The organism is Pseudomonas fluorescens (assembly GCF_004683905.1).
In the GTDB taxonomy this organism is placed as follows: domain Bacteria; phylum Pseudomonadota; class Gammaproteobacteria; order Pseudomonadales; family Pseudomonadaceae; genus Aquipseudomonas; species Aquipseudomonas putida_A.
In genome coordinates, this window is record NZ_CP038438.1 from 3,884,769 (window position 1) to 3,904,290 (window position 19,522).

General features: G+C 62.2%; 18 protein-coding genes. 8 read left to right on the forward strand and 10 right to left on the reverse strand.

The annotated features are described in order from the left end of the window. Nucleotides 1-57 precede the first annotated feature (57 nt). Genes E4T63_RS17775 through E4T63_RS17790 form a run of 4 tightly spaced genes read left to right on the forward strand, consistent with a single transcriptional unit; the run spans nucleotide 58 to nucleotide 3,447 of the window. Nucleotides 58-747 (forward strand): GNAT family N-acetyltransferase, encoded by a 690-nt coding sequence (locus E4T63_RS17775; protein ID WP_134786787.1) that lies wholly within the window; start codon nucleotides 58-60, stop codon nucleotides 745-747. 4 nt (nucleotides 748-751) lie between these two features. Then, nucleotides 752-1,936: a GNAT family N-acetyltransferase gene (locus E4T63_RS17780; protein ID WP_135296172.1), complete on the forward strand. Its 1,185-nt coding sequence runs from the start codon at nucleotides 752-754 to the stop codon at nucleotides 1,934-1,936. Beyond that, nucleotides 1,908-2,699 (forward strand): ChbG/HpnK family deacetylase, encoded by a 792-nt coding sequence (locus tag E4T63_RS17785; protein WP_135296173.1) that lies wholly within the window; start codon nucleotides 1,908-1,910, stop codon nucleotides 2,697-2,699. Before E4T63_RS17780 ends, E4T63_RS17785 begins: the two co-directional genes overlap by 29 nt. Before the next feature lie 55 nt (nucleotides 2,700-2,754). Then, a complete protein-coding gene (locus E4T63_RS17790; RefSeq protein WP_135296174.1) occupies nucleotides 2,755-3,447 on the forward strand; it encodes a GNAT family N-acetyltransferase in 693 nt (230 codons plus the stop codon). A gap of 135 nt (nucleotides 3,448-3,582) precedes the next feature. On the opposite strand, the gene E4T63_RS17795 is transcribed toward E4T63_RS17790, so the two are convergent. Together E4T63_RS17795 and E4T63_RS17810 are read right to left on the reverse strand one after the other, a co-directional pair. After that, nucleotides 3,583-4,389 (reverse strand): class I SAM-dependent methyltransferase, encoded by an 807-nt coding sequence (locus E4T63_RS17795; RefSeq protein WP_135296175.1) that lies wholly within the window; start codon nucleotides 4,387-4,389, stop codon nucleotides 3,583-3,585. A 399-nt stretch (nucleotides 4,390-4,788) separates the two neighbouring features. Beyond that, nucleotides 4,789-5,676, reverse strand: coding sequence for a LysR family transcriptional regulator (locus E4T63_RS17810; protein WP_096796201.1), 888 nt, complete (start codon nucleotides 5,674-5,676; stop codon nucleotides 4,789-4,791). 129 nt (nucleotides 5,677-5,805) lie between these two features. Between E4T63_RS17810 and E4T63_RS17815 the strand changes: the two genes are divergently transcribed. Together E4T63_RS17815 and E4T63_RS17820 are read left to right on the forward strand one after the other, a co-directional pair. Then, a complete protein-coding gene (locus tag E4T63_RS17815; RefSeq protein ID WP_135296176.1) occupies nucleotides 5,806-6,822 on the forward strand; it encodes an alpha/beta hydrolase in 1,017 nt (338 codons plus the stop codon). Nucleotides 6,823-7,029: 207 nt separating this feature from the next. Continuing rightward, nucleotides 7,030-8,457 (forward strand): mechanosensitive ion channel family protein, encoded by a 1,428-nt coding sequence (locus E4T63_RS17820; protein WP_135296177.1) that lies wholly within the window; start codon nucleotides 7,030-7,032, stop codon nucleotides 8,455-8,457. A 301-nt stretch (nucleotides 8,458-8,758) separates the two neighbouring features. Here E4T63_RS17820 and ycaC read toward each other — a convergent pair whose 3' ends face one another. The 6 genes from ycaC to E4T63_RS28825 all read right to left on the reverse strand — a co-directional run bounded on the left by ycaC (nucleotide 8,759) and on the right by E4T63_RS28825 (nucleotide 13,682). Beyond that, a complete protein-coding gene (ycaC, locus tag E4T63_RS17825) occupies nucleotides 8,759-9,382 on the reverse strand; it encodes an isochorismate family cysteine hydrolase YcaC (RefSeq protein ID WP_007961287.1) in 624 nt (207 codons plus the stop codon). Nucleotides 9,383-9,450: 68 nt separating this feature from the next. Further along, a complete protein-coding gene (locus E4T63_RS17830) occupies nucleotides 9,451-11,289 on the reverse strand; it encodes an amidohydrolase (protein ID WP_103367640.1) in 1,839 nt (612 codons plus the stop codon). Nucleotides 11,290-11,319: 30 nt separating this feature from the next. Beyond that, the gene (locus E4T63_RS17835; protein WP_135296178.1) at nucleotides 11,320-11,946 is read right to left on the reverse strand and encodes an antibiotic biosynthesis monooxygenase; all 627 of its coding nucleotides are present in this window, start codon (nucleotides 11,944-11,946) and stop codon (nucleotides 11,320-11,322) included. Beyond that, entirely contained in the window at nucleotides 11,939-12,355 is a 417-nt protein-coding gene (locus E4T63_RS17840) for a DoxX family protein (protein WP_098964597.1), read from the reverse strand. Before E4T63_RS17840 ends, E4T63_RS17835 begins: the two co-directional genes overlap by 8 nt. A 214-nt stretch (nucleotides 12,356-12,569) precedes the next feature. Then, a complete protein-coding gene (locus E4T63_RS17845; protein ID WP_027611588.1) occupies nucleotides 12,570-13,493 on the reverse strand; it encodes a LysR family transcriptional regulator in 924 nt (307 codons plus the stop codon). A 57-nt stretch (nucleotides 13,494-13,550) separates the two neighbouring features. Continuing rightward, entirely contained in the window at nucleotides 13,551-13,682 is a 132-nt protein-coding gene (locus tag E4T63_RS28825) for a hypothetical protein (RefSeq protein WP_263399141.1), read from the reverse strand. A gap of 118 nt (nucleotides 13,683-13,800) precedes the next feature. Between E4T63_RS28825 and E4T63_RS17850 the strand changes: the two genes are divergently transcribed. Further along, nucleotides 13,801-14,256: a helix-turn-helix domain-containing protein gene (locus E4T63_RS17850; protein ID WP_135296179.1), complete on the forward strand. Its 456-nt coding sequence runs from the start codon at nucleotides 13,801-13,803 to the stop codon at nucleotides 14,254-14,256. Between the two features lie 34 nt (nucleotides 14,257-14,290). Here E4T63_RS17850 and E4T63_RS17855 read toward each other — a convergent pair whose 3' ends face one another. After that, nucleotides 14,291-14,860, reverse strand: a complete 570-nt coding sequence (locus E4T63_RS17855) for a flavodoxin family protein (RefSeq protein WP_027611586.1) — start codon at nucleotides 14,858-14,860, stop codon at nucleotides 14,291-14,293. A 355-nt stretch (nucleotides 14,861-15,215) separates the two neighbouring features. On the opposite strand from E4T63_RS17855, the gene E4T63_RS17860 reads away from it, so the two are divergent. Continuing rightward, entirely contained in the window at nucleotides 15,216-18,023 is a 2,808-nt protein-coding gene (locus E4T63_RS17860; protein WP_135296180.1) for an ATP-binding protein, read from the forward strand. Here the strand turns inward: E4T63_RS17860 and E4T63_RS17865 are convergent. After that, on the reverse strand, nucleotides 17,988-19,457 hold the full coding sequence (locus E4T63_RS17865; protein ID WP_027611584.1) for an ATP-binding protein: 1,470 nt from the start codon (nucleotides 19,455-19,457) through the stop codon (nucleotides 17,988-17,990). The genes E4T63_RS17860 and E4T63_RS17865 overlap by 36 nt on opposite strands. Nucleotides 19,458-19,522 lie beyond the last annotated feature (65 nt).

A 19,522-nucleotide genomic window follows, 5' to 3' on the forward strand; every position in this document is an offset into this window, starting at 1 on the left:
CGCCACAGAGCCCCTCGCCACAGTTGTTCGCCCTGCCGGAACGCCGGAGTACAGAACATGGGTACCGTCAGCAAACTCAGCCAGCACATCAAACAAAAAGGCCTGCGCGCCACCCTCGCCAAGGCGTGGAAGCACTACGTGTTTTTCCATCAGGAGCTGCTGTGGATGGAGCGCGATCTGGTCAGTCCGGTGCCACCGCACAGCCTCAAACCGTATCCGCCGCTGCGGGTGGTGAAGATCACCGCCGACAACGCCAGCGCCTTCGCCCGCTACTTCGGCGACCGCGTCGGGACCATGGCCGAGCTGGCCAACGAAGGCCACACCGGGCACATGCACCTGGACGATCAGGGCGATGCCGTGGCGTTCATCTGGGGCAGCGCACGGGACTACTTCGACCGGCATTACTACGGCTGCCTGTTCCCGGTGAAACCCGGCGAGTTCTTCGAATTCGGTGGCGAGCTGACCCGTGCCTACTGGGGCAGCGAACTCTCGGTGGACCTGCAACTGGAACTGTGGAAAGCCATGGCGGCCCAGGGCTGCGACAAGGTGGTGGACGTCTGCGAATTCCACAACGTCCCGGCGCTGAAACTGCATCTGCGCATGGGTTACACCGAGCAAGGCCGGATCATGAACGTCTACACCCTGTTCGGTCGCTGGCACTTCTACCGCGAAACCCGCTACAGCGGTTCGCGACTGGATGCGCTGCGCAAACCGTCCCGCCCACCTGTCACAGCCACGGCGGTCTGAGCCTATGACGGCGCGATTCGAATGGCGCACTTCACTGTGCGCCGCCGACTTCCCGGCAGCCGCCTATGAAGCGCTGCGCCTGCAGGTGACGGATCACACGCCGTTCAACCACCTGGGCTGGTTGTGCGCGGCGGAGCAGGCACTGGGCGCGGGTGAGCGCCTGCACATCCTGCTCGGTTGGGAAGCGGACGAATTGCGCCTGTGCCTGCCGCTGGTAGCGGGCCGTGAGCGCTTTGCCGGCGTGCCGTTTCGTGTACTGCACCACTTGGGATATCCGCTGGCGGACCGGCTGGCGCTGCTGTCATTGCTCAAGGGCGAAGACATGCGCGAAGCCTTGCACCTGATCCGCCGACAGCTGCCGCACGCCCTGCTGCAACTCAACGAATTGTCCGAGCCGGCGGGTGAGGAAAGCGCCCTGACCGAATGGATGGCCCACAGTTCTGCGGGCGAACGCCGCCTCAGTTGCCGGGTGCCGGTGCATCTGATCAGCGACGCGGATCACCAGGAGGTCTCCGGCGACCCGCGCTACAAGCTGCGGCGGGCGCGCAAACGGATTGCCGCGTGTGGCGCCCAGGTGCGACGCATCTGCCCCGACGCGCTGAGCATGGGTCCGCTGTTGCGGGCGATCAGCGAAGTCGAAGCGGTGAGCTGGAAAGGCGACGAAGGCGTGGGCATCTTTGCCAGCGAGCGCAGTCGGCAATGGATCGAACGCGCCTTCACCGCCCTCGCCGGCCAGGGCCTGGTACGGGTGGTGACGCTGGAACTCAACGGGCGTTGCATCAGCTATCGCCTCGGCTTGCTGGAGCAGGGCCGACTCTTCGATTACAACCTCGCGTTCCTGCCGCAATACGCCGATCTGGGCAGCGGCCGGGTGCTGCTGGAGGAATGGATTCGCTGGGGGCTGGACGAGCATTGGCGCTGGATCGATGCCTCGCGGGTCAGTCTGGAAAACTCCAGCCACCAACTGCACGAACGCATGACTGGACAACTGGAACACTGGCGCTGGAGTTTCTATTCCTGGCGCCCCAGCGGGATGTTGCTGGGGCTGGGATTGCGGCTCTGGCAGCGCTTGAAACCGACGGTGCAGCAATGGCGCGCGCGACGTGCGGCCAGACCGGCATCGGCGCCCACACCTGTCGTCATCACCACGGAGGGCGATCATGCCTCGCCAAGTCATAGTCAACGCTGACGATTTCGGGTTGAGCCCGAACGAAAACGCGACGATCTTCGCCGCGTTTCAGGCCGGGGTCATCAGCTCGGCCACGGCCATGGCCAACATGCCGGCCTTCGAAGCGGCCTGCGCAATGGCCCGGCATCCGTCGCTGCAAGGTCGGGTCGGATTGCATTTCAACCTGACCTACGGGCGGCCGCTGAGTACCTCAATCCTGCGCAGTCGCACCTTCTGCGACGGCCACGGCGTGTTCAACCTGAGCCTGCCACGGCACAGCTTTTGGCTCAGTCGCGAAGATCGCGACGCGGTGCGGGAAGAGTTGCAGGCGCAGTGGCAGCGCTGCGTCGAACACGGCGTACGGCCGAGCCATATCGACTCGCATCAGCACGTGCACAACATCTGGCCGATCGGCGAAATCGTCGCGCGCTTTGCTGCCCATCAAGGCGTGCCGATTCGCCTGGCGCGCAACCTGGGGCAGAACCTCAGTCTGCCGAAACGCATATTCAAAGGTTTGCTCAACTGGCGCTTGCAGAGTCTGGCCGGAGCCACGGCGGACTATGTGTGCACGCCGGTGGATCTGCGTAACGACCCCGCGCCGAGCGACGGCGTGCTGGAAGTCGTTGCCCACCCGAATCAGCTTGGCAGCGATTTCGGTGATGCCTACCTCAATCCCGGAGAATCCCTGAGCCACGTGCTGGAGCAGCGGCTGCCGGGTGTGCCACGGGTGTCCTATGCCGATCTGCACAAGGATTTTTTACGCGGTGCCGCGGCACTCGATTGATTCATCCCCACAACAGCAACATCCACCACACCGGGCTTCGGCCACGGAGGGCAACATGAACTTCATCGGAAAACTGCGTGACCGGATTCGTCAAAAAGGCTTTCGTAACTTCTTCGCCAGTCTGTGGAAGCGCTACGTGTTCTTCCACTGGGAACTGCTGTGGATGGAGCGCGATCTGGTGACCCCGGTGCCGCCACACAAGCTGCGGCCATACGAGGGAGTGCGCAAAATCGATATCACACCGCACAACACCGGGGCGTTCGCCAAGCATTTCGGTGACCGCGTGGAAACCATGGCCGAACTCGCCGCTGAAGGTCACACCGGGCACATGTACCTCGATGCCGACGGCCACGCGGTGGCATTCATCTGGGGCAGCATTCGCGATTACCACGACCGCCACTATTACGGCTGCTGGTTCCCGGTCAAACCCGGCGAGTTCTTCGAATTCGGCGGCGAAATGGCCCGCCCGTATTTCGGCACCAGCCTGTCGGTAGACGTGCAAGTCGCCCTCTGGGAAGCCATGGCCGCCCAGGGCTGTCATACCGTCGTGGACACCTGCGAAACGCGCAACATTCCGGCAATGAAACTGCACATCCGCATGGGCTACCACGAACAAGGGCGCATCACCCACGTTTACGGCCTGTTCGGCCGCTGGCGCTTCTACCGCGAAAGCCGCTATCAAGGCTCACGCCTGGAACCCCTGCGCAAACCGGAGCGGCCGGCGGTGAGTGCGGCGGCGCAGGCTTGATTCGGTTGTAAAAGGCATGGCGGCCATTCGGCCGCCATCGCGAGCAGGCTCGCTCCTACAGTGGATTTGTGTACGACACCGATCACGTGTAGGAGTAAGCCTGCTCACGATGAGGCCAGATGGAGCAACAAATTCTCAGGTTTTGCGAGCGACCAAGGTGAAGCACAACGGCATCTGCGCCTCGCAATTCAGATACTGGTCATACACCTCCTCCCGATTCGAGTGCGCATACTCCTTGAAATGCGCGATGTTCAGCCCGGCCGCGATGGCGCCGCTGAAGATCGCGCCGAGGGTGTGCACGAACCAGTATGACTTGGCAGCCTGCTGTTCGACCTTGCCGACGTAGACGATCGGTTCTTCCTGCACGAATGGCTCGGCGCGAAAGTAGGAGCTGGCGAGGCGGTACGGGTCTTCGGCGTCGGGGTCGACCATTTCCAGAAACGGATGGGTTTCGTAGATCACCAGTTTGCCGCCCGGCTTCAGGGTCAACGCCACGTGGCGAAAGAACTCGCCGATGTCGGGCATCCAGTTCAGCACGCCGATGGTGATCAGCGCCACGTCGAAGCGGCTGTGCAGCGCGGCCGGCAGGTGATGGATATCGCTTTCGATGAATTCGGCATTGTACGGCGAGCGCTGATTCAGCTCGCGGGCCTGTTCGAGAAACGCCTCCGATTGATCGACGCCGACCACACTGCGCGCGCCGAGGGCAAACAGCGACAGGCTTTCGCGGCCGTTGTTGCAACCGAGTTGAATCAGCGCTTTGCCATCGACGCCGACCTGTTCCAGCACGCCACGCAAGGTGTCGTCGAGGCAAGAAAAATCAGCCTTTGACACCTCGTTCAACAGCGCTTGCCATTCCGCCGACTCACGGTGATGACGAGCAGAATCGTTCCACGCCTGTCGATTGCTGTCGATGGCGGTTTTATTGTTGGGCACTTCCATGGCGCACTCCGGGCGATGCTCGTGATTGAGCGGACCCGAGTCTAGAACAGCCCGATCAATACGGTTGTTGCGACTTTGTAAGCCACACCGCCGTTCCACTGTGGGAGCGAGCTTGCTCGCGAAGGCGTCGGCCCAGCCAACATCTTCATTGCCTGAACCACCGCTTTCGCGAGCAAGCCCGCTCCCACAGGGGTAATGCGGCGGCTTCGTAGAGATTTTTGCGACCGGACCTCATCGCTGCAAAAAGCTCCCACAAGATTTCAGATAGAACGCAAGATTTGCACACGTCACAAAACCTGTGGGAGCGGGCTTGCTCGCGAAGACGTCGGTCCGGCCAACATCTTCATCGACTGACACGACCTCTTCGCGAGCAAGCCCGCTCCCACACTTTTGGCGTGGTCACATCTGGTTGAGGCGTTCGCGCAGGAATTCGACCAGTGCCTGCACCGGGCGCGAAGCCTGGCGGTGCTGCGGATACACCGCCGACAGGGTCAGCGGTTCGGGGCGGTAGTCGTCGAGCACTGGCATCAGCCGCCCGTCCTTCAGCGCCGCGCCGACGATGAACGTCGGCAGATAAGTAATCCCCATCCCCTGCACCGCCGCGTCCCTCAGCAGCTCGCCATTGTTCACCCGCATGCGTCCGGTGACGTTGACCAGCAGCGGCTTGCCCTGCCCCGCGTTGAAGCGCCACTGCACCGAACGACCGTGGCCGTACGGCAGGCAGTCGTGGCTGTGCAGGTCTTCGGGATTGAGCGGCGTGCCACGTTCGGCCAGATATGCCGGGCTGGCGCAGTACACCCGTTCGATGGCGGCGATGCGCCGCGCAATCAACGTCGAGTCTTCCAGCACACCAATGCGCAGCGCCAGGTCATAACCTTCGCCAAGCAGGTCCACCGGGCGGTCGCTCAAATCCACCTCCACGGTGACATCGCGATAGCGCTGAAGAAACAGTGGCAGCAGACAGCCCAGATGCGCCACGGCAAACGACAGCGGTGCACTGACGCGAATGGTCCCGCGCGGCTCGGCAGTCTGCCCGGCGATGCCCTGCTCGACCTGTTCCACTTCGCCCAGCAGACGCAGCGCCGATTCGTAGTAGCTCTGGCCCAGTGGCGTGACGTCGAGGCGTCGGGTGGAACGGTTCAACAGCCGCACACCGAGGCGCTCTTCGAGCTGCATCAAACGGCGGCTGACGAACTGCTTGGACAGGCCCAACTGATCGGCCGCAGCAGTGAAACTGCCGGAGTCCATGACCTGGCAAAAAATACGCATGTCTTCGAACGGGTTCATTGTCACTCTCTGGTAGACAGTCAAACGCTTTATAGCCGCTTTTTCACTTTTCGACAGCTCATTAATCTGTGCTCACGGTTTGAAAACAGCCCGACACAACACCAATAACTTTCGAAAATGGAATTGAGCATGAACATCAAAAAAACCCTGACCGCATCCCTCCTCGCCCTGTCCATCGGCAACGCGTTCGCTGCCGGTAGCCCGGGTGTCGAACACAACACCCAGGCGTTTCTCGAAGCCCTCGCCGCCGGCGGCGGCAAACCGCTGGAGCAACTCAGCCCGAAGGATGCCCGTGCAGTGCTGACCGGCGCTCAGGCCTCGGTGAAGGTTGATCTGTCCGGAGTTGAAGTCAGTGACAAGGCAATCAAGGTCGATGGCCAGACGATCAACCTCAAAGTGGTGCGGCCGGCCAAGGTCAAAGGTGAATTGCCGGTGTTCATGTTCTTCCACGGCGGCGGTTGGGTGTTGGGCGATTACCCGACGCACCAACGCTTGATTCGCGATCTGGTGGTCGGCTCTGGAGCGGTCGCGGTCTACGTCGATTACACGCCGTCGCCGGAAGCGCAGTACCCGACAGCGATCAACCAGGCCTATGCGGCGACCAAATGGGTGGCTGAGCATGGCAAGGACATTGGCGTCGACGGCAAGCGTCTGGCGGTGGCCGGCAACAGCGTCGGCGGCAACATGGCGGCGGTCGTGGCGCTGATGGCCAAGGAACAGCAAACCCCGGCCCTGCGCTTCCAGCTGCTGATGTGGCCGGTGACCAACGCGCAGTTCGACGACGGTTCGTACCAGCAATTCGCCGAGGGCCACTTCCTCACCAAGGGCATGATGCAATGGTTCTGGGACAACTACACCACCAACCCGGCCGAGCGCGCACAGATCCACGCCTCGCCACTGAACGCCAGCGCCGAACAGCTCAAGGGCCTGCCCGCCGCGCTGGTGCAGACCGCCGAATTCGACGTGTTGCGTGATGAAGGCGAAGGCTACGCGCGGCATCTGGATGCGGCCGGTGTGCCGGTGACGTCGGTGCGTTACAACGGGATGATTCATGACTTTGGCTTGCTCAATCCGCTGAGTCAGATTCCCGAAGTGAAAGCGGCCGTGCGGCAGGCCGCGGCTGAGCTGAAAACACATCTGAACTGAGCCCCCCTCACTCGCCACACCTGACGGTGTGGCGAGTTTTTTGTCTGCAGGAACCCTTGTGGTGAGGGGATTCATCCCCGATGGGTTGCGAAGCGACCCCGCCGCTAACCAGAAAGGCAGGGGACTGCTGCGCAGTCCATCGGGGATGAATCCCCTCACCACAAAAGCTTCTTCTACACCAACGTTCATGCAGTTCCGGAGATCGCCATGTCCATCCTCCTCACTCACCCACTGTCCTGGAGCGCCGCCCTGCTGCTCCTCGACACGTTGCTCTGGCACCTCGCGCCGTTTCAGCATCGGGCACCGAGAGTCGGCATTCGCCTGGCGCTGTTTCTGGCGTTCAGCGCACTGATCATCAACGCCGAGATCAGCCCGTTGCAGGCGCCGCTGTTCGCCGATGACCGGGTGATGCAACTGGGCGCAACGGCGTTGGGGATTGTCTGGTGGCTGTACGCCGCGCGGGTGCTCACCGAGGTGATCGGTCTGGCGCTGATGCGGCGCATCGGCCACAGCGGTCGGCTGTTGCAGGACGTGATCGGTGCGCTGGTGTTTCTGGCAGCGATCGTCGCGGCCGCCGGCTATGTGCTGGAACTGCCAGTCAAGGGCTTGCTGGCGACCTCCGGCGTAGTGGCGATCGTCGTCGGTCTGGCGTTGCAAAGCACCTTGAGCGACGTGTTCTCGGGGATCGTGCTCAACACCACCAAGCCGTATCAGGTCGACGATTTCGTGGTGATCGACGGTGTCGAGGGCAAGGTCATCGACATCGACTGGCGCGCCACGCATCTGTTGACCAGCAGCGGCACCCTGGCGGTGGTGCCGAACTCGGTGGCGGCCAAGGCGAAGATCGTCAATCTCAGTCGCCCGACCAACCTGCACGGGGTGTCGATCAGCATCAAGGTGCCGAATCACATTCGCCCGCGGCGGGTGCTCGACGCCCTCGACCGCACGCTGCAGGGCAGCAGCAGTCTGCTGCTCAATCCGCCACCCAAAGCCGTGTTGAAAGAGGCCGGCGAGGAGATGTCGGAGTACGTCGCCAGCGGCTTCATCAGTGAACTGAGCAAGAAAGGCGAAGTGCGCAATCAACTGTTCGACCTCGCCCATCGACATCTCGAAGCCGCAGGAATTTCCCGCCATCCCGATGGCGTGATCGAGCCCTCGACCCGCGCCCGGGCGTTGCTCGATGAAGTGAAAGTTTTCCGCTCGCTGAGCCATGAGGAACGTGATCGCCTCGCCGAATCGATGGTCGCGCAGCAATACGCGGCCGGTCAGGTGGTGCTGGGGCTGGATGAAGTGCCCGACAGTCTGTTTGTCATCGCCACTGGTGTGGTCAGTGCAACCGTGCCCGATGGCAACGGCCAGACCGAGGCTGGACGCATGGGGCCGAGTGAGGTCATGGGCGAACAGAGCATCCTCGCCGATACCCCGTCGCAAGCCACGTTCACCGCGCTGACGTCGAGCATCATCTATCGCCTCGACAAAGCGCTGACCCGCCAATGCATGGAGCAGCGCAGCGAAGTCGGCCAGGCGCTGAACAAATTGCAGGCGGTGCGACAGCAGAACAGCCGGCTGGCGTTGATGGCCAAACCGGTGGCGGTGCGCAAGGGTGGTTTTTTAGGTTGGCTGCAAAAGCGCTGATGCGAGAGCAAGATCAAGAGCCCCCCTCACCCCAACCCTCTCCCCCAAGGGGGCGAGGGGGAAAGGGAGCCGATCTCCGTGTACTTCAATTTCGGAGATCGGCTCGGTATTGCAGGTCGGCGTATCGCGAACAAACCCCTCGGTCAGTCCCCTCTCCCCCAAACGAGGGGAAAGGGAGCCGATCTCCGTGTACTTCAATTTCGGAGATCGGCTCGGTATTGCAGGTCGGCGTATCGCGAACAAACCCCTCGGTCAGTCCCCTCTCCCTCTGGGAGAGGGCTAGGGTGAGGGGCTTCAGGCATCACTTGGCCGTGAACTTGGTGTAGCTGTTGATCAGGTTGCGATAGTTCGGCAGGCGTTCGGACAGCAGATGCGCCAGGCCTTCCATGTCGTTGCGCCAGTCACCTTGCAGCTCGCACGCTACCGAGAACCAGTTCAGCAGGTGTGCACCGGCGGCCGACATGCGCGCCCACGCGGCTTGTTGCACGGTGGTGTTGAAGGTGCCGGAAGAATCGGTGACCACGAACACTTCGAAACCTTCAGCAATGGCCGACAGGGTCGGGAATGCTACGCAGACGTCCGTCACCACACCGGCGATGATCAGTTGCTTGCGGCCGGTGGCCTTGATCGCTTTGACGAAGTCTTCGTTGTCCCAGGCATTGATCTGGCCAGGGCGCTGAATGAACGGTGCATCGGGGAATTGCTCGCGCAACTCAGGCACGATCGGGCCGTTCGGGCCGGCATCGAAACTGGTGGTGAGGATGGTCGGCAGCTTGAAGAACTTGGCGATGTCGCCCAGTGCCAGCACGTTGTTCTTGAACTCGTTGGGGGTGAAATCCTGTACCAGCGAGATCAGACCGGTCTGGTGGTCGACCAGCAGCACGACCGCATCATCTTTGTTCAGACGCTTGTAGGGAACGCTCATGGGAAACTCCTCGGTGGATGGTTGTTGCGTGAGGCGCCGACCGGATGGCCGGCGCTTTTTTGTAGTGATCAGAAAGCGAAACAGGAACAGCCGAACGCGCCCCAGAAACCGGCGAAGTCGCTGACCGGTGCGTTCGACAGTCGGGCTTTTTCATGGCTGTGCGCGTGCACTGCGCAAGCACCGACGCACTGGTGCACTTGCGCCTGCAAAGGCGAGTTCGGGCGCCAGTGGCCCGGCACCTTGACCACCGGCGACCAGTCCGGCAGCACGGGGATCGAGCGTGGGCCGAGGTCTTCGAAATCGCCGGCGGCGTAAACGATCTTTCCGCCGACCACGGTCAATACCGACTCGATCCACTTGATCGCTTCTTCCTCGACGTGGAAGAAGTCCGCGCTCAGCGCCGCCAGATCCGCCAGTTGCCCGACCTTGATCTGGCCCTTCTTGCCCTGTTCCGACGAGAACCAGGCGCTGCCGTGGGTGAACAGTTCCAGTGCGGTAGTGCGTGGCAGACCTTCTTCGTACAAGGCCAGACCGCCGACGGTGCGACCGCTGACCATCCAGTACAGCGAGGTCCACGGGTTGTAGCTGGATACCCGGGTGGCATCGGTGCCGGCGCCGACCGGTATGCCTTCGGCGAGCATGCGTTTGATCGGCGGCGTGGCTTCGGCGGCTTTCGCGCCGTAACGGTCGACGAAGTATTCACCCTGGAACGCCATGCGATCCTGAATCGCGATGCCGCCGCCCAGCGCCCGCACCCGCTCGATGTTCTGCGGGGTGATGGTTTCCGCGTGGTCGAAGAACCACGGCAGACCGTTGAACGGAATGTCACGATTGACCTTCTCGAACACGTCGAGCATGCGGCTGATTGATTCGTTGTACGTGGCGTGCAAGCGGAACGGCCAGCGCTGCTCGACCAGATGGCGCACCACCGGTTCCAGCTCCTGTTCCATGGTCTGCGGTAGGTCCGGACGCGGTTCGAGGAAGTCTTCGAAGTCGGCCGCGGAGAACACCAGCATCTCGCCGGCGCCGTTGTGCCGCAGGTAATCGTCGCCCTGGTGCAACTTGACGCTGCCGGTCCAGTTCTGGAAATCGGTCAGCTCTTCTTTGGGCTTCTGGGTGAACAGGTTGTAGGCGATGCGCACGGTCAACTGATCATCCTTGGCCAGTTGCTCAATCACCTGATAGTCATCTGGATAGTTCTGGAAACCACCGCCGGCATCGATCGCGCTGGTCAGGCCGAGGCGATTGAGTTCGCGCATGAACTGCCGGGTCGAGTTGACCTGATATTCCAGCGGCAGCTTCGGCCCCTTGGCCAGCGTCGAGTACAGAATCATCGCGTTGGGTTTTGCCACCAGCATCCCGGTCGGATTGCCATTGGCATCGCGGACGATCTCGCCACCCGGTGGGTTCGGCGTGTCGCGGGTGTAACCGGCAACCCGCAGTGCGGCACGGTTGAGCAGCGCGCGGTCGTACAGGTGCAGAACGAATACCGGGGTGTCCGGTGCCGCCTGGTTGAGTTCTTCGAGGGTCGGCATGCGTTTTTCGGCGAACTGGAATTCGTTCCAGCCACCCACCACGCGCACCCATTGCGGGGTCGGCGTACGGTCGGCCTGCTCCTTGAGCATGCGCAGCGCATCGGCCAGCGACGGCACGCCTTCCCAACGCAGTTCGAGGTTGTAGTTGAGGCCGCCACGGATCAGGTGCAGGTGCGAGTCGTTGAGACCGGGGATCACGCAGCGCCCGTGCATGTCGATCACTTGCGTGGCCGAACCACGCAGGGCCATGGCCTGGGTGTCGTTGCCAACGACGACAAAGCGGCCGTCCTTGATCGCCACGGCACTGGCCAGCGGCTTGCTGCGGTCTACGGTATGAAATTGGCCATTGAACAGAATCAGATCGGCGTTCATCGCAGTTCCTTTCGAGTAGATGAATGGGTGTCAGCGTGACGGCTGTTTCGCCGGCTCGACGTGAGCATGGGCCTGACCGGCTTCCAGCCACGGCGCGAACAACCGGGTCACGCGGGGCATGAACACGTACACCACCGACAGGACGATGGTCAGGGTGATCAGGAACGTGGCGACCACGTAGTTGGAAAGCAGCGGATGCAGCTTGAGCAGCGGCCCCCAGATCAGCGGCACCAGCAGCGTGTGCGGCAGAATCACCAGCAGGGTGATCACCGCTTGCTTCCAGCGCGGCGGCGGCTTCGCGGCATCGGCCAGCGGCGCGAACCAGAATTCGTTGACCGGTGCGACTTCAGTCTGGTCGCCATCGGCGAGCATCGGCGCCGCCTCATCCACCAGCGCCTGACGCTGCGGCGATTCCAGCCACATCTGCATGGCCTCGGTGGAGGAAAAGCGCAGGACGCAGGTGTAGGTGTCGAGACCGGCCAGTTTGCCGCGCACCACGTCGACCCCGAGGTGACCGTCGCGCTGCCCGGCGACCCGGACGATGTTGCGCAACCACGCCTCGTAAGGCTGTTCAAAACCGGCCTTGACCCGGTGCTTGACGATCAGGGTCACCGTTTCACCGACCCCCGGTGCTTTTGGACTCAGGGCTTCAGGCATAACGCAGCACTCCGGGCAGACGAACATTGAGCGCCAGGCGTCCCGGCCCGGCGATAAACACAGTGGCGAACAGGATCAACAGCAACCAGCCGAATTGCCCCTCGGCCACACTCCATTGCGGATGCACGACCAGCAGCGCCACCAGCAGAACAAAAAGAATAGGCAAGCAGGCCAATCGCGCCAGCACCCCGGCGACGATCAGTAGCGGGCAGAGGACTTCAGCGAAAATCGCCAGGCAGAGTGTGAGGTGCGCACCGAGGTGGAACGGGTCTTCGATCTGCTGCAATTGCGCGTTGAAGTCCAGCAGCTTGGGCAAACCGTGGACCCACAGCAGGAACAGCCCGCCGCTGACCCGCAGAAACAGCAGACCGACATCCTGTGCCTGTTCATCGTGTTGTGATGCGCTCATGACCCTACCCTTTAATCCTTATCGGGTTGAATCATGCTCGGTGCGGGCGAGGGAAAATTGAATGGATGTGCTCTCTTTCAGGCGAGTCGGATTCCTGTGCGAGCGAGCCTGGTGCGGGCGGCGATCCGACAGTGGCGTCCGGTCAGCCAGCATCATTGTTGAATGACACACCGCTTTCGCGAGCAAGCCCGCTCCCACAGGGAAATTTGGCGCGTCAGGAATGCGGGATATCCAGCGGCGCCGCCATGAACTGGCTGATCCGCGAACGCAGCCAGCGCTCGGCCGGGTCGTTGTCGTGCACCCCGCTCCAGGCCATCGAGAGCTGTGCGGCGTCGATCGGGAACGGTGGATCTTCGGCGCGCAAGGCGCAGCCTTCGACCAGCGCGCACGCGGCATAGTCCGGCACGGTAGCAATCATTTCAGTGCCGGCGAGCAACGCACGCAAACCGCTGAACTGCGGCACGCCGAGCACCACGCGCCGACGCCGGCCAACCTTGGCCAGGTCCAGGTCAATGTTGCCGCTCAGGTCGCCGGAGAACGACACCATTGCGTGCGGGCGCTCGCAGTATTCGTCCAGCGTCAGCGGCCCCGGGCGATCATCGCCGCGTAGCACTTTGCAGGGAATGTCGCGCAGTTTCTTGCGCTTGGCGTTGGCCGGCAGATCGGTGGTGTAACTGACGCCGACCGAGATTTCCCCGGACGCCAGCAGCGCCGGCATCAACAGATAATTGGCACGGCGCACCACCACGACAATCCCCGGTGCTTCCTGCTGAAGCTGTCGCAGCAGCGGCGGAAACAGACCGAACTCGGCGTCGTCCGACAGGCCGATGCGGAACACGTCGCAACTGCTCGCCGGGTCGAATTCCTTGGCCCGGCTGACCGCGCCGGAGATCACATCCATCGCCGGTTGCAGCTCCTGCAGAATCGCCAGCGCGCGGGCGGTCGGCTCCATGCTGCGACCGTTGCGCAGCAGCAAAGGATCATCGAACAGGTCGCGCAAACGACCCAGCGCCGCACTGACCGCCGGTTGGCCCATGAACAGTTTTTCAGCGACGCGGGTCAGGTTCTTTTCGAACATCAGCGCTTCGAAAATCACCAACAGGTTCATGTCGACGCGACGCAGATCGTTACGGTTCATGGGCTCGAGTTCCTTGCTTGAGAAGTCGTGTTCAGTCGGGTGCGATAGCGCCGTACTTTACTTGATCAACGGTACGCTGGCCGCACGTTTGTATGGGCCGTATTTCACCGGCACCCATTGGAAGTGTTTGTCGATGGCGACGACTTGCAGCGAGGTGCTGAGTTCAACGTTTTGCGGCGCAATTAACAACGTTTAACTCGTCAGTCTTCCGGCCCCGTCCAACAATGAAACCCTCTGCGAAACATTGTTTTTTTGACCAGAGGGAAACGTGCCGAGCGTGCGTTGCCCCCCGACACGGACATTGGCCATGGCTCACTTACAACAAACAGTCGCCCTCGCCCCCTCCAGCGAATCTTGCACACCGCGCATCGGCGGCCTCAGTCCGCAACGCGAACGGCGGGCCAAACAGTTGATCCTCGATCGCCTGGGTGAAAGCCTGGAAGTCACCGAACTGGCAGAGGCCTGTTCGTTGTCACGCAGTCATTTTTCCCGGGCGTTCAAATGCAGTACCGGACTCTCGCCACAGGACTGGATCCGCACCCAGCGCATCGCTCGCGCCAAGCAGTTGATCCGGCTCACCCACTTGAGCCTGACGCAGATCAGCCTGGAATGTGGCTTCTGCGATCAGGCACATTTCTGCCATATCTTCACCCGCAGCGAAGGGATCAGCCCTTTCGCCTGGCGGTGTCGTGAGGTGCCGGGCATGAAGCCCGAAAAGCCACCAGCGTCGGCCGCGCCTGTCGGCATACGCCTGGCGGTCTAGACGCTGCCGCGCGCCAAGCTCATTTCCCTGCGCTTCATTGCTGCCTCAACCGCTGCGCTACTTGCGCCACCCGCTCGCCCAGGTGTGCCGCCGTACGCCGGTCTTCGAGCGGCGGCGCCTGCTCGGGGGGCTGTTCGACATTGGATTGGGACATGGCCCCGAGCGCGCTGCCCAGACGATTCAACTGTCCATCGAAGCAGCCCGCCACCGAGCGCGCCGGGAGCAGGTCGAGACCCACCCAGATCATCGAATGCTGCGCGGCGAACACCGCCATTTGCAGCAATGTATTGAGCTTGTCGCCGCACAGGCTTCCGGAATTGGTGAACCCGGCGGCAACCTTGTTGCGCCATGGTTTTGCCAGATAGAACGCCGCGCTGGCCTCCATGAAATGCTTGAAGCCCGCCGACGCGCTGCCCATGTAAGTCGGCGCACCGAAAATGATCGCGTCGGCGCGGTGCAACTCATCCCAATAGAACTCGACTTCTTCTACCGCCACCAACCGACAGGTACTGCCCAAGTGCCGTTCGACGCCCTGCGCCACGGCTTCTGCCATGACGCGAGTGTGGCCATAGCCGCTGTGATAGACCACCACCACGTTGCTCATTGCGCCGCCCTCCGCTCAGGTGCACTCCATTGCAGCCATCAGGTCCTGGCCTGAGGCCAGGCTTGATTCAGCGGATTTTTGGGGTTGAAGCGAACACAGACGAGTTAATCGTTGTTAATTGTCCGCGAGACAAAGCGCTGGTCTGAACATTGCAGCGAGCAAAAATGCCGATCGCTGCATCACTTTCGAGCATTGCCGGCAATCTGCACGTTGCACTGACGCCAGAACCTGCGGAATATGTCCGCAAAACTGCGGATTAGAAGGCTTGCGTGCCGCTGACGCTGATCCGCGCTGCCCTTCACGGAGGCTTCACACGCCGTGGGCAGGATTATAAAAATTTCGCAGGAGTGAGCTGTTGAGTCTTCCCCCGAATCAGGCCCTCGGTTTCGGCCCCTATCGGATTCAGCCCGGCAAACGGCTGCTGCTTGAAGGCGAGCAGCCGTTACGCCTGGGCCGACGTGCCATGGATATTCTGCTGATCCTGCTGGCGCATGCCGGCGATGTCGTGAGCAAGCAGCAACTGATTGCCGGCGTGTGGCCGGACAGCGTCGTCGAAGACATCAATCTGCGGGTGCACATGGCGGCGTTGCGCAAAGCCCTGGGCGATGGTCAGGGCGGGCAGAGATACATCGTCACGGTGGCGCAGCGCGGCTACAGCTTTGTCGCACCGATCAGGCTGCAATCGATCGAACAGCACACCTGCGCAGAGACCGGCACCCGGCATAACCTGCCACTGCGCCGCACGCGAATGATCGGCCGCCAGCCGCTGGTCGACAGCCTGATCAGACAGTTGCCACGCCAGCGCTGCATCACGCTGGTCGGCCCCGGCGGCATCGGCAAAACCACCGTGGCCCTGCGCGTTGCCGAGCAGATGATCGGCCACTATCGGGACGGTATCCGGCTGCTGGATCTGTCGCCGATCAACGACGCACGAATGATCTGCTCGCACCTGGCGGCCCTGCTGGATGTGGTGCCGCATGACAACGATCCGCTGACCCACCTCGTCAATGCGCTGCGCGAGCGCCAGATGCTGCTGGTAATCGACAATTGCGAACACCTGATCGACGCCATGGCACTGCTCAGCGAGAGCATTTTGCGCGGTGCGCCGCAGGTTCACATTCTGGCCACCAGCCGCGAGAGCCTGCGTGCCGAAGGCGAGTATGTGCAACGTCTCGAATCCCTCGATTACCCGCCGCCTATTGCCGTGCTTGATCGTGCGCAGGCGTTGAGTTTTTCGGCACTGCAACTGTTTGCCGAACGCGCCCTGGCCGCGCACGAGGGCTTTGAATTGAGCGACGCCGAGTTGCCCGATGCGCTTGAAATCTGTCGGCGTCTGGACGGCATTCCGCTGGCGCTGGAGCTGGCGGCGGCGCAGGTTGGAGAACTCGGCCTGCAGGGTTTGCTCAGCCAGCTGCAAGGGCGTCTGCCGGTAGTGGCGGCCGGCAACCAGAGCAGCGTGGAGCGCCATCAGACGCTGCGTGCCACGCTGGACTGGAGCTTCAACCTGCTCACCGATTGCGAACAGACCTGCCTGCGCCGGCTCGGCGTGTTTCGGGGTGGCTTCACGCTGGAGTCCGCCGCTGCGGTGATCGGTGGACAGCAGATCCAGCCCGGCGAGGTGTTCGGTTCGATCACACAACTGGTCGCCAAATCGTTGCTCAACGTCGAAGTCGGTGACGAGGAAGTGTTCTATCGGTTGCTCGACACCACGCGCCGCTATGCCCTGGAAAAACTCGAGCAAGGCGCCGAACTCGCCGAAACCCGCGAACGCCACGCTGAACGTTGTCTGGCGCTGATGTATCAGGCGCAGACCGATTGGGAAACGACCTCAACCGCCCTGTGGATCGAACGCTACGCACGCGGTCTGGAAGACCTGCGCGCGGCGCTCGACTGGAGTCTGAACGGTGCAGGCCCCGATGATGTGGGGATTTATCTGGCCGCGACCTCGGCGCCCCTGTGGCAAGAGTTGTCGCTGCTCAAGGAATACGGCGGTTACGTGCGTCAGGCGCTGGCCCTGCTGGAAAACGCTGCCGAACCTTGCCCTCGGGTGAAGATCGCGCTGAAACTGGCGCTCGGCAGCGCCTGCTACCACACCTGGGGTGGTACCCCGGAAACCATCGCCGCATTCGTCGATGCCCATGCGCTGGCGCAAGCGTACGACGACGTGGCTGGCCAACTGCGTGCGGTGTCCGGGCACATGGCGGTCAACCTCAGCTGTGGCCACTATCGGTCGGCGCTGGAACAGAGCGAACAGTTCGATCGACTCGGCCTGCACGGCGACCCGCAGCTGTCGCTGAGCACACATCGCCTGCGGGTGTTGGCGCTGCATTACGCCGGCGACCAGCAGCAGGCACGCCTGCATGCCGAGCAAGTGATTCAGCGCATGGCGCAAAACGGCAACCCCAACCGCTTCACCCATGGCTTCGGCGTGCAGTACGACCAGAGCGTCGCCTCGCTGACGGTGCTGGCCCGGGTGTTGTGGCTGCAAGGTTTCCCTGAACAGGCCTGGCGTACGGCCAGGCAGGCACTGGACATCGCCGTGCAAATCAACCACGGCACCTCGATCTGCTACACCCTGGCGCTGGCCAGTTGCCTGATTGCTCATTACAACGGTGACCCGCAAAACGCCCGTGCTTTGCTGCAGCTGTTGCTGGAGCAGGCGCAGAAGCATTCCGTATTGCTGTTCTATCGCTGGGCACGGCAATACGCGCAGGTCCTCGACGCCGATGCCGCCGTGCCGATAGCGACCGATGACAGCGGTCTGATCAGAGAAATCATGGTGACCCTGGACAGCCGCTTTGTTGATGATGCGTTGCTTGAGCGGGCACACAGCGGAGCTGCAGGCTGGAGCACGGCGGAGATTCTGCGGGCTCGGGCCGATCGCATGTTGATTGAACAATCGGCTTGCCCCGACAGCAGCACCCGGCAAGCCGAAACGGTCTTGCTCCAGGCACTGTCGATCGCGCAAACCCAGGGCGCCCTGGCCTGGGAACTGCGCAGTGCTACTTCGCTGGCGCAGTTGTGGCAACGGCAGAACCGCTACCGCGAAGCACTGGAGTTATTGAACCCGATCTATCAACGCTTCACCGAGGGCTACGCCACCCCGGACCTGCGCAAGGTGCGCTGGTTACTCGACGAGTTGAGCCGCCAACTGCGAGCCTGACACCCAACGACTGCGGCTGACGAAGCGCGCATGCCGACGCTCGTACTCGTTGGATTCACCGCTGCGTTCCAGTTGTTCGCGGGCGTATCGACGAGTGGTGTTGAGCATGCGATAGCGCAACCCGGCACTGCCCCGCTCCACCGCCAGCAAAGACTTCTGCGCCAACCGATCAATCATCAGGGCCAACGTCGACGGGGGTAATAGCGCGCAACTGATGACGCCCATCGCCGCATCAATGGCAAACGCCGTTTTGAAGACCGACAGGCGTTGCAGCACCCGCTGTTCCTGCTCACTCAGGTGCTGATAGCTCCAGTCCAGCGCGGCTTTCAGGGTTTGATGGCGTGGCACGGCAGTACGCCGACCATGGCTGAGCAGCTGTAAACAATTGTCGAGTTGAGACTGCAAGCCGACCAACGCCAGCGCATCAATGTGCGCCGCCGCCAGTTCAATCGCCAGTGGCAGCCCATCGAGCCGCCGACAGATGTCGCGCACAGCATTGAGATCCTGTTCACGCAGGGTAAAACCCTGCTGCCGGGCTCGGGCACGACTGACAAACAATTGCACGGCCGAATAGCTCATGGTCTCTTCGACACTGCCCAACGCTGAGGACTTGGGAATGGCCAGTGGCGGCAGGGTTTGCACGGTCTCCAGACTGGCCTGCAATGCTTCGCGACTGGTCGCAAGAATCGACAACCGTGGCGCGGCCTCCAGTAAACGTTCAACCAGAGCCTTGCAGGCTTCACGCAGATGCTCGCAGTTATCCAGCACCAGCAAGCTGTGACGCGCTGCCAGCGTGACGAGATCGGTTTCAAGGGTGTGCAACAGATAATCGAGCAGTGGCGTGGCGTCGTTGACTACCGCCAGGTCCACCAGCCAGACCCCGTCGCGAAAATGCTGTAACAGCAACTCTGCAGCACGCAACGCCACCGTGGTTTTGCCGACACCCGCAGGCCCCGTCACGGTCATCAATCGGCACAGTGGCAATTGCCGCACCATCGAGCCCACCACTGAATCGCGACCGGTCACCGGCGTCAGCCGCACAGGCAAGTTGTGTTGTGGCGCTTGCAGGTGTTCCAGGGCCACGTGCTCGAAATTGTCGCCGTGCACCGGAGCAACGAAGCTGTAGCCACATTGCGGCACATTGACGATGTAGCGCTGGCCGTTCTCACCGTCACCGAGCGCCCGGCGCAGGGCGGCAATGTGGACGCGAAGATTGATCTCTTCGACCACCGAAGTGGGCCAGACCCGTGCAATCAACTCTTCCTTTCTGACCACTCGGCCTGCACGCTCGACCAGCACCTGCAGAATGTCCAGCGCCCGCCCGCCCATGCGCAGTTGCCGATCCCCGTCGAGGATCAGCCGTTGGCGCAAATGAAAGGCGTAAGGGCCGAAATACAGGACTGACGCCGAGTGCAAATCGTTGAGGCTGTTCATGCCAACTATCTTGGCAGCCTGCGATGACGGCACAACCTTCACACAGGGCGCAGCACGGACATCCG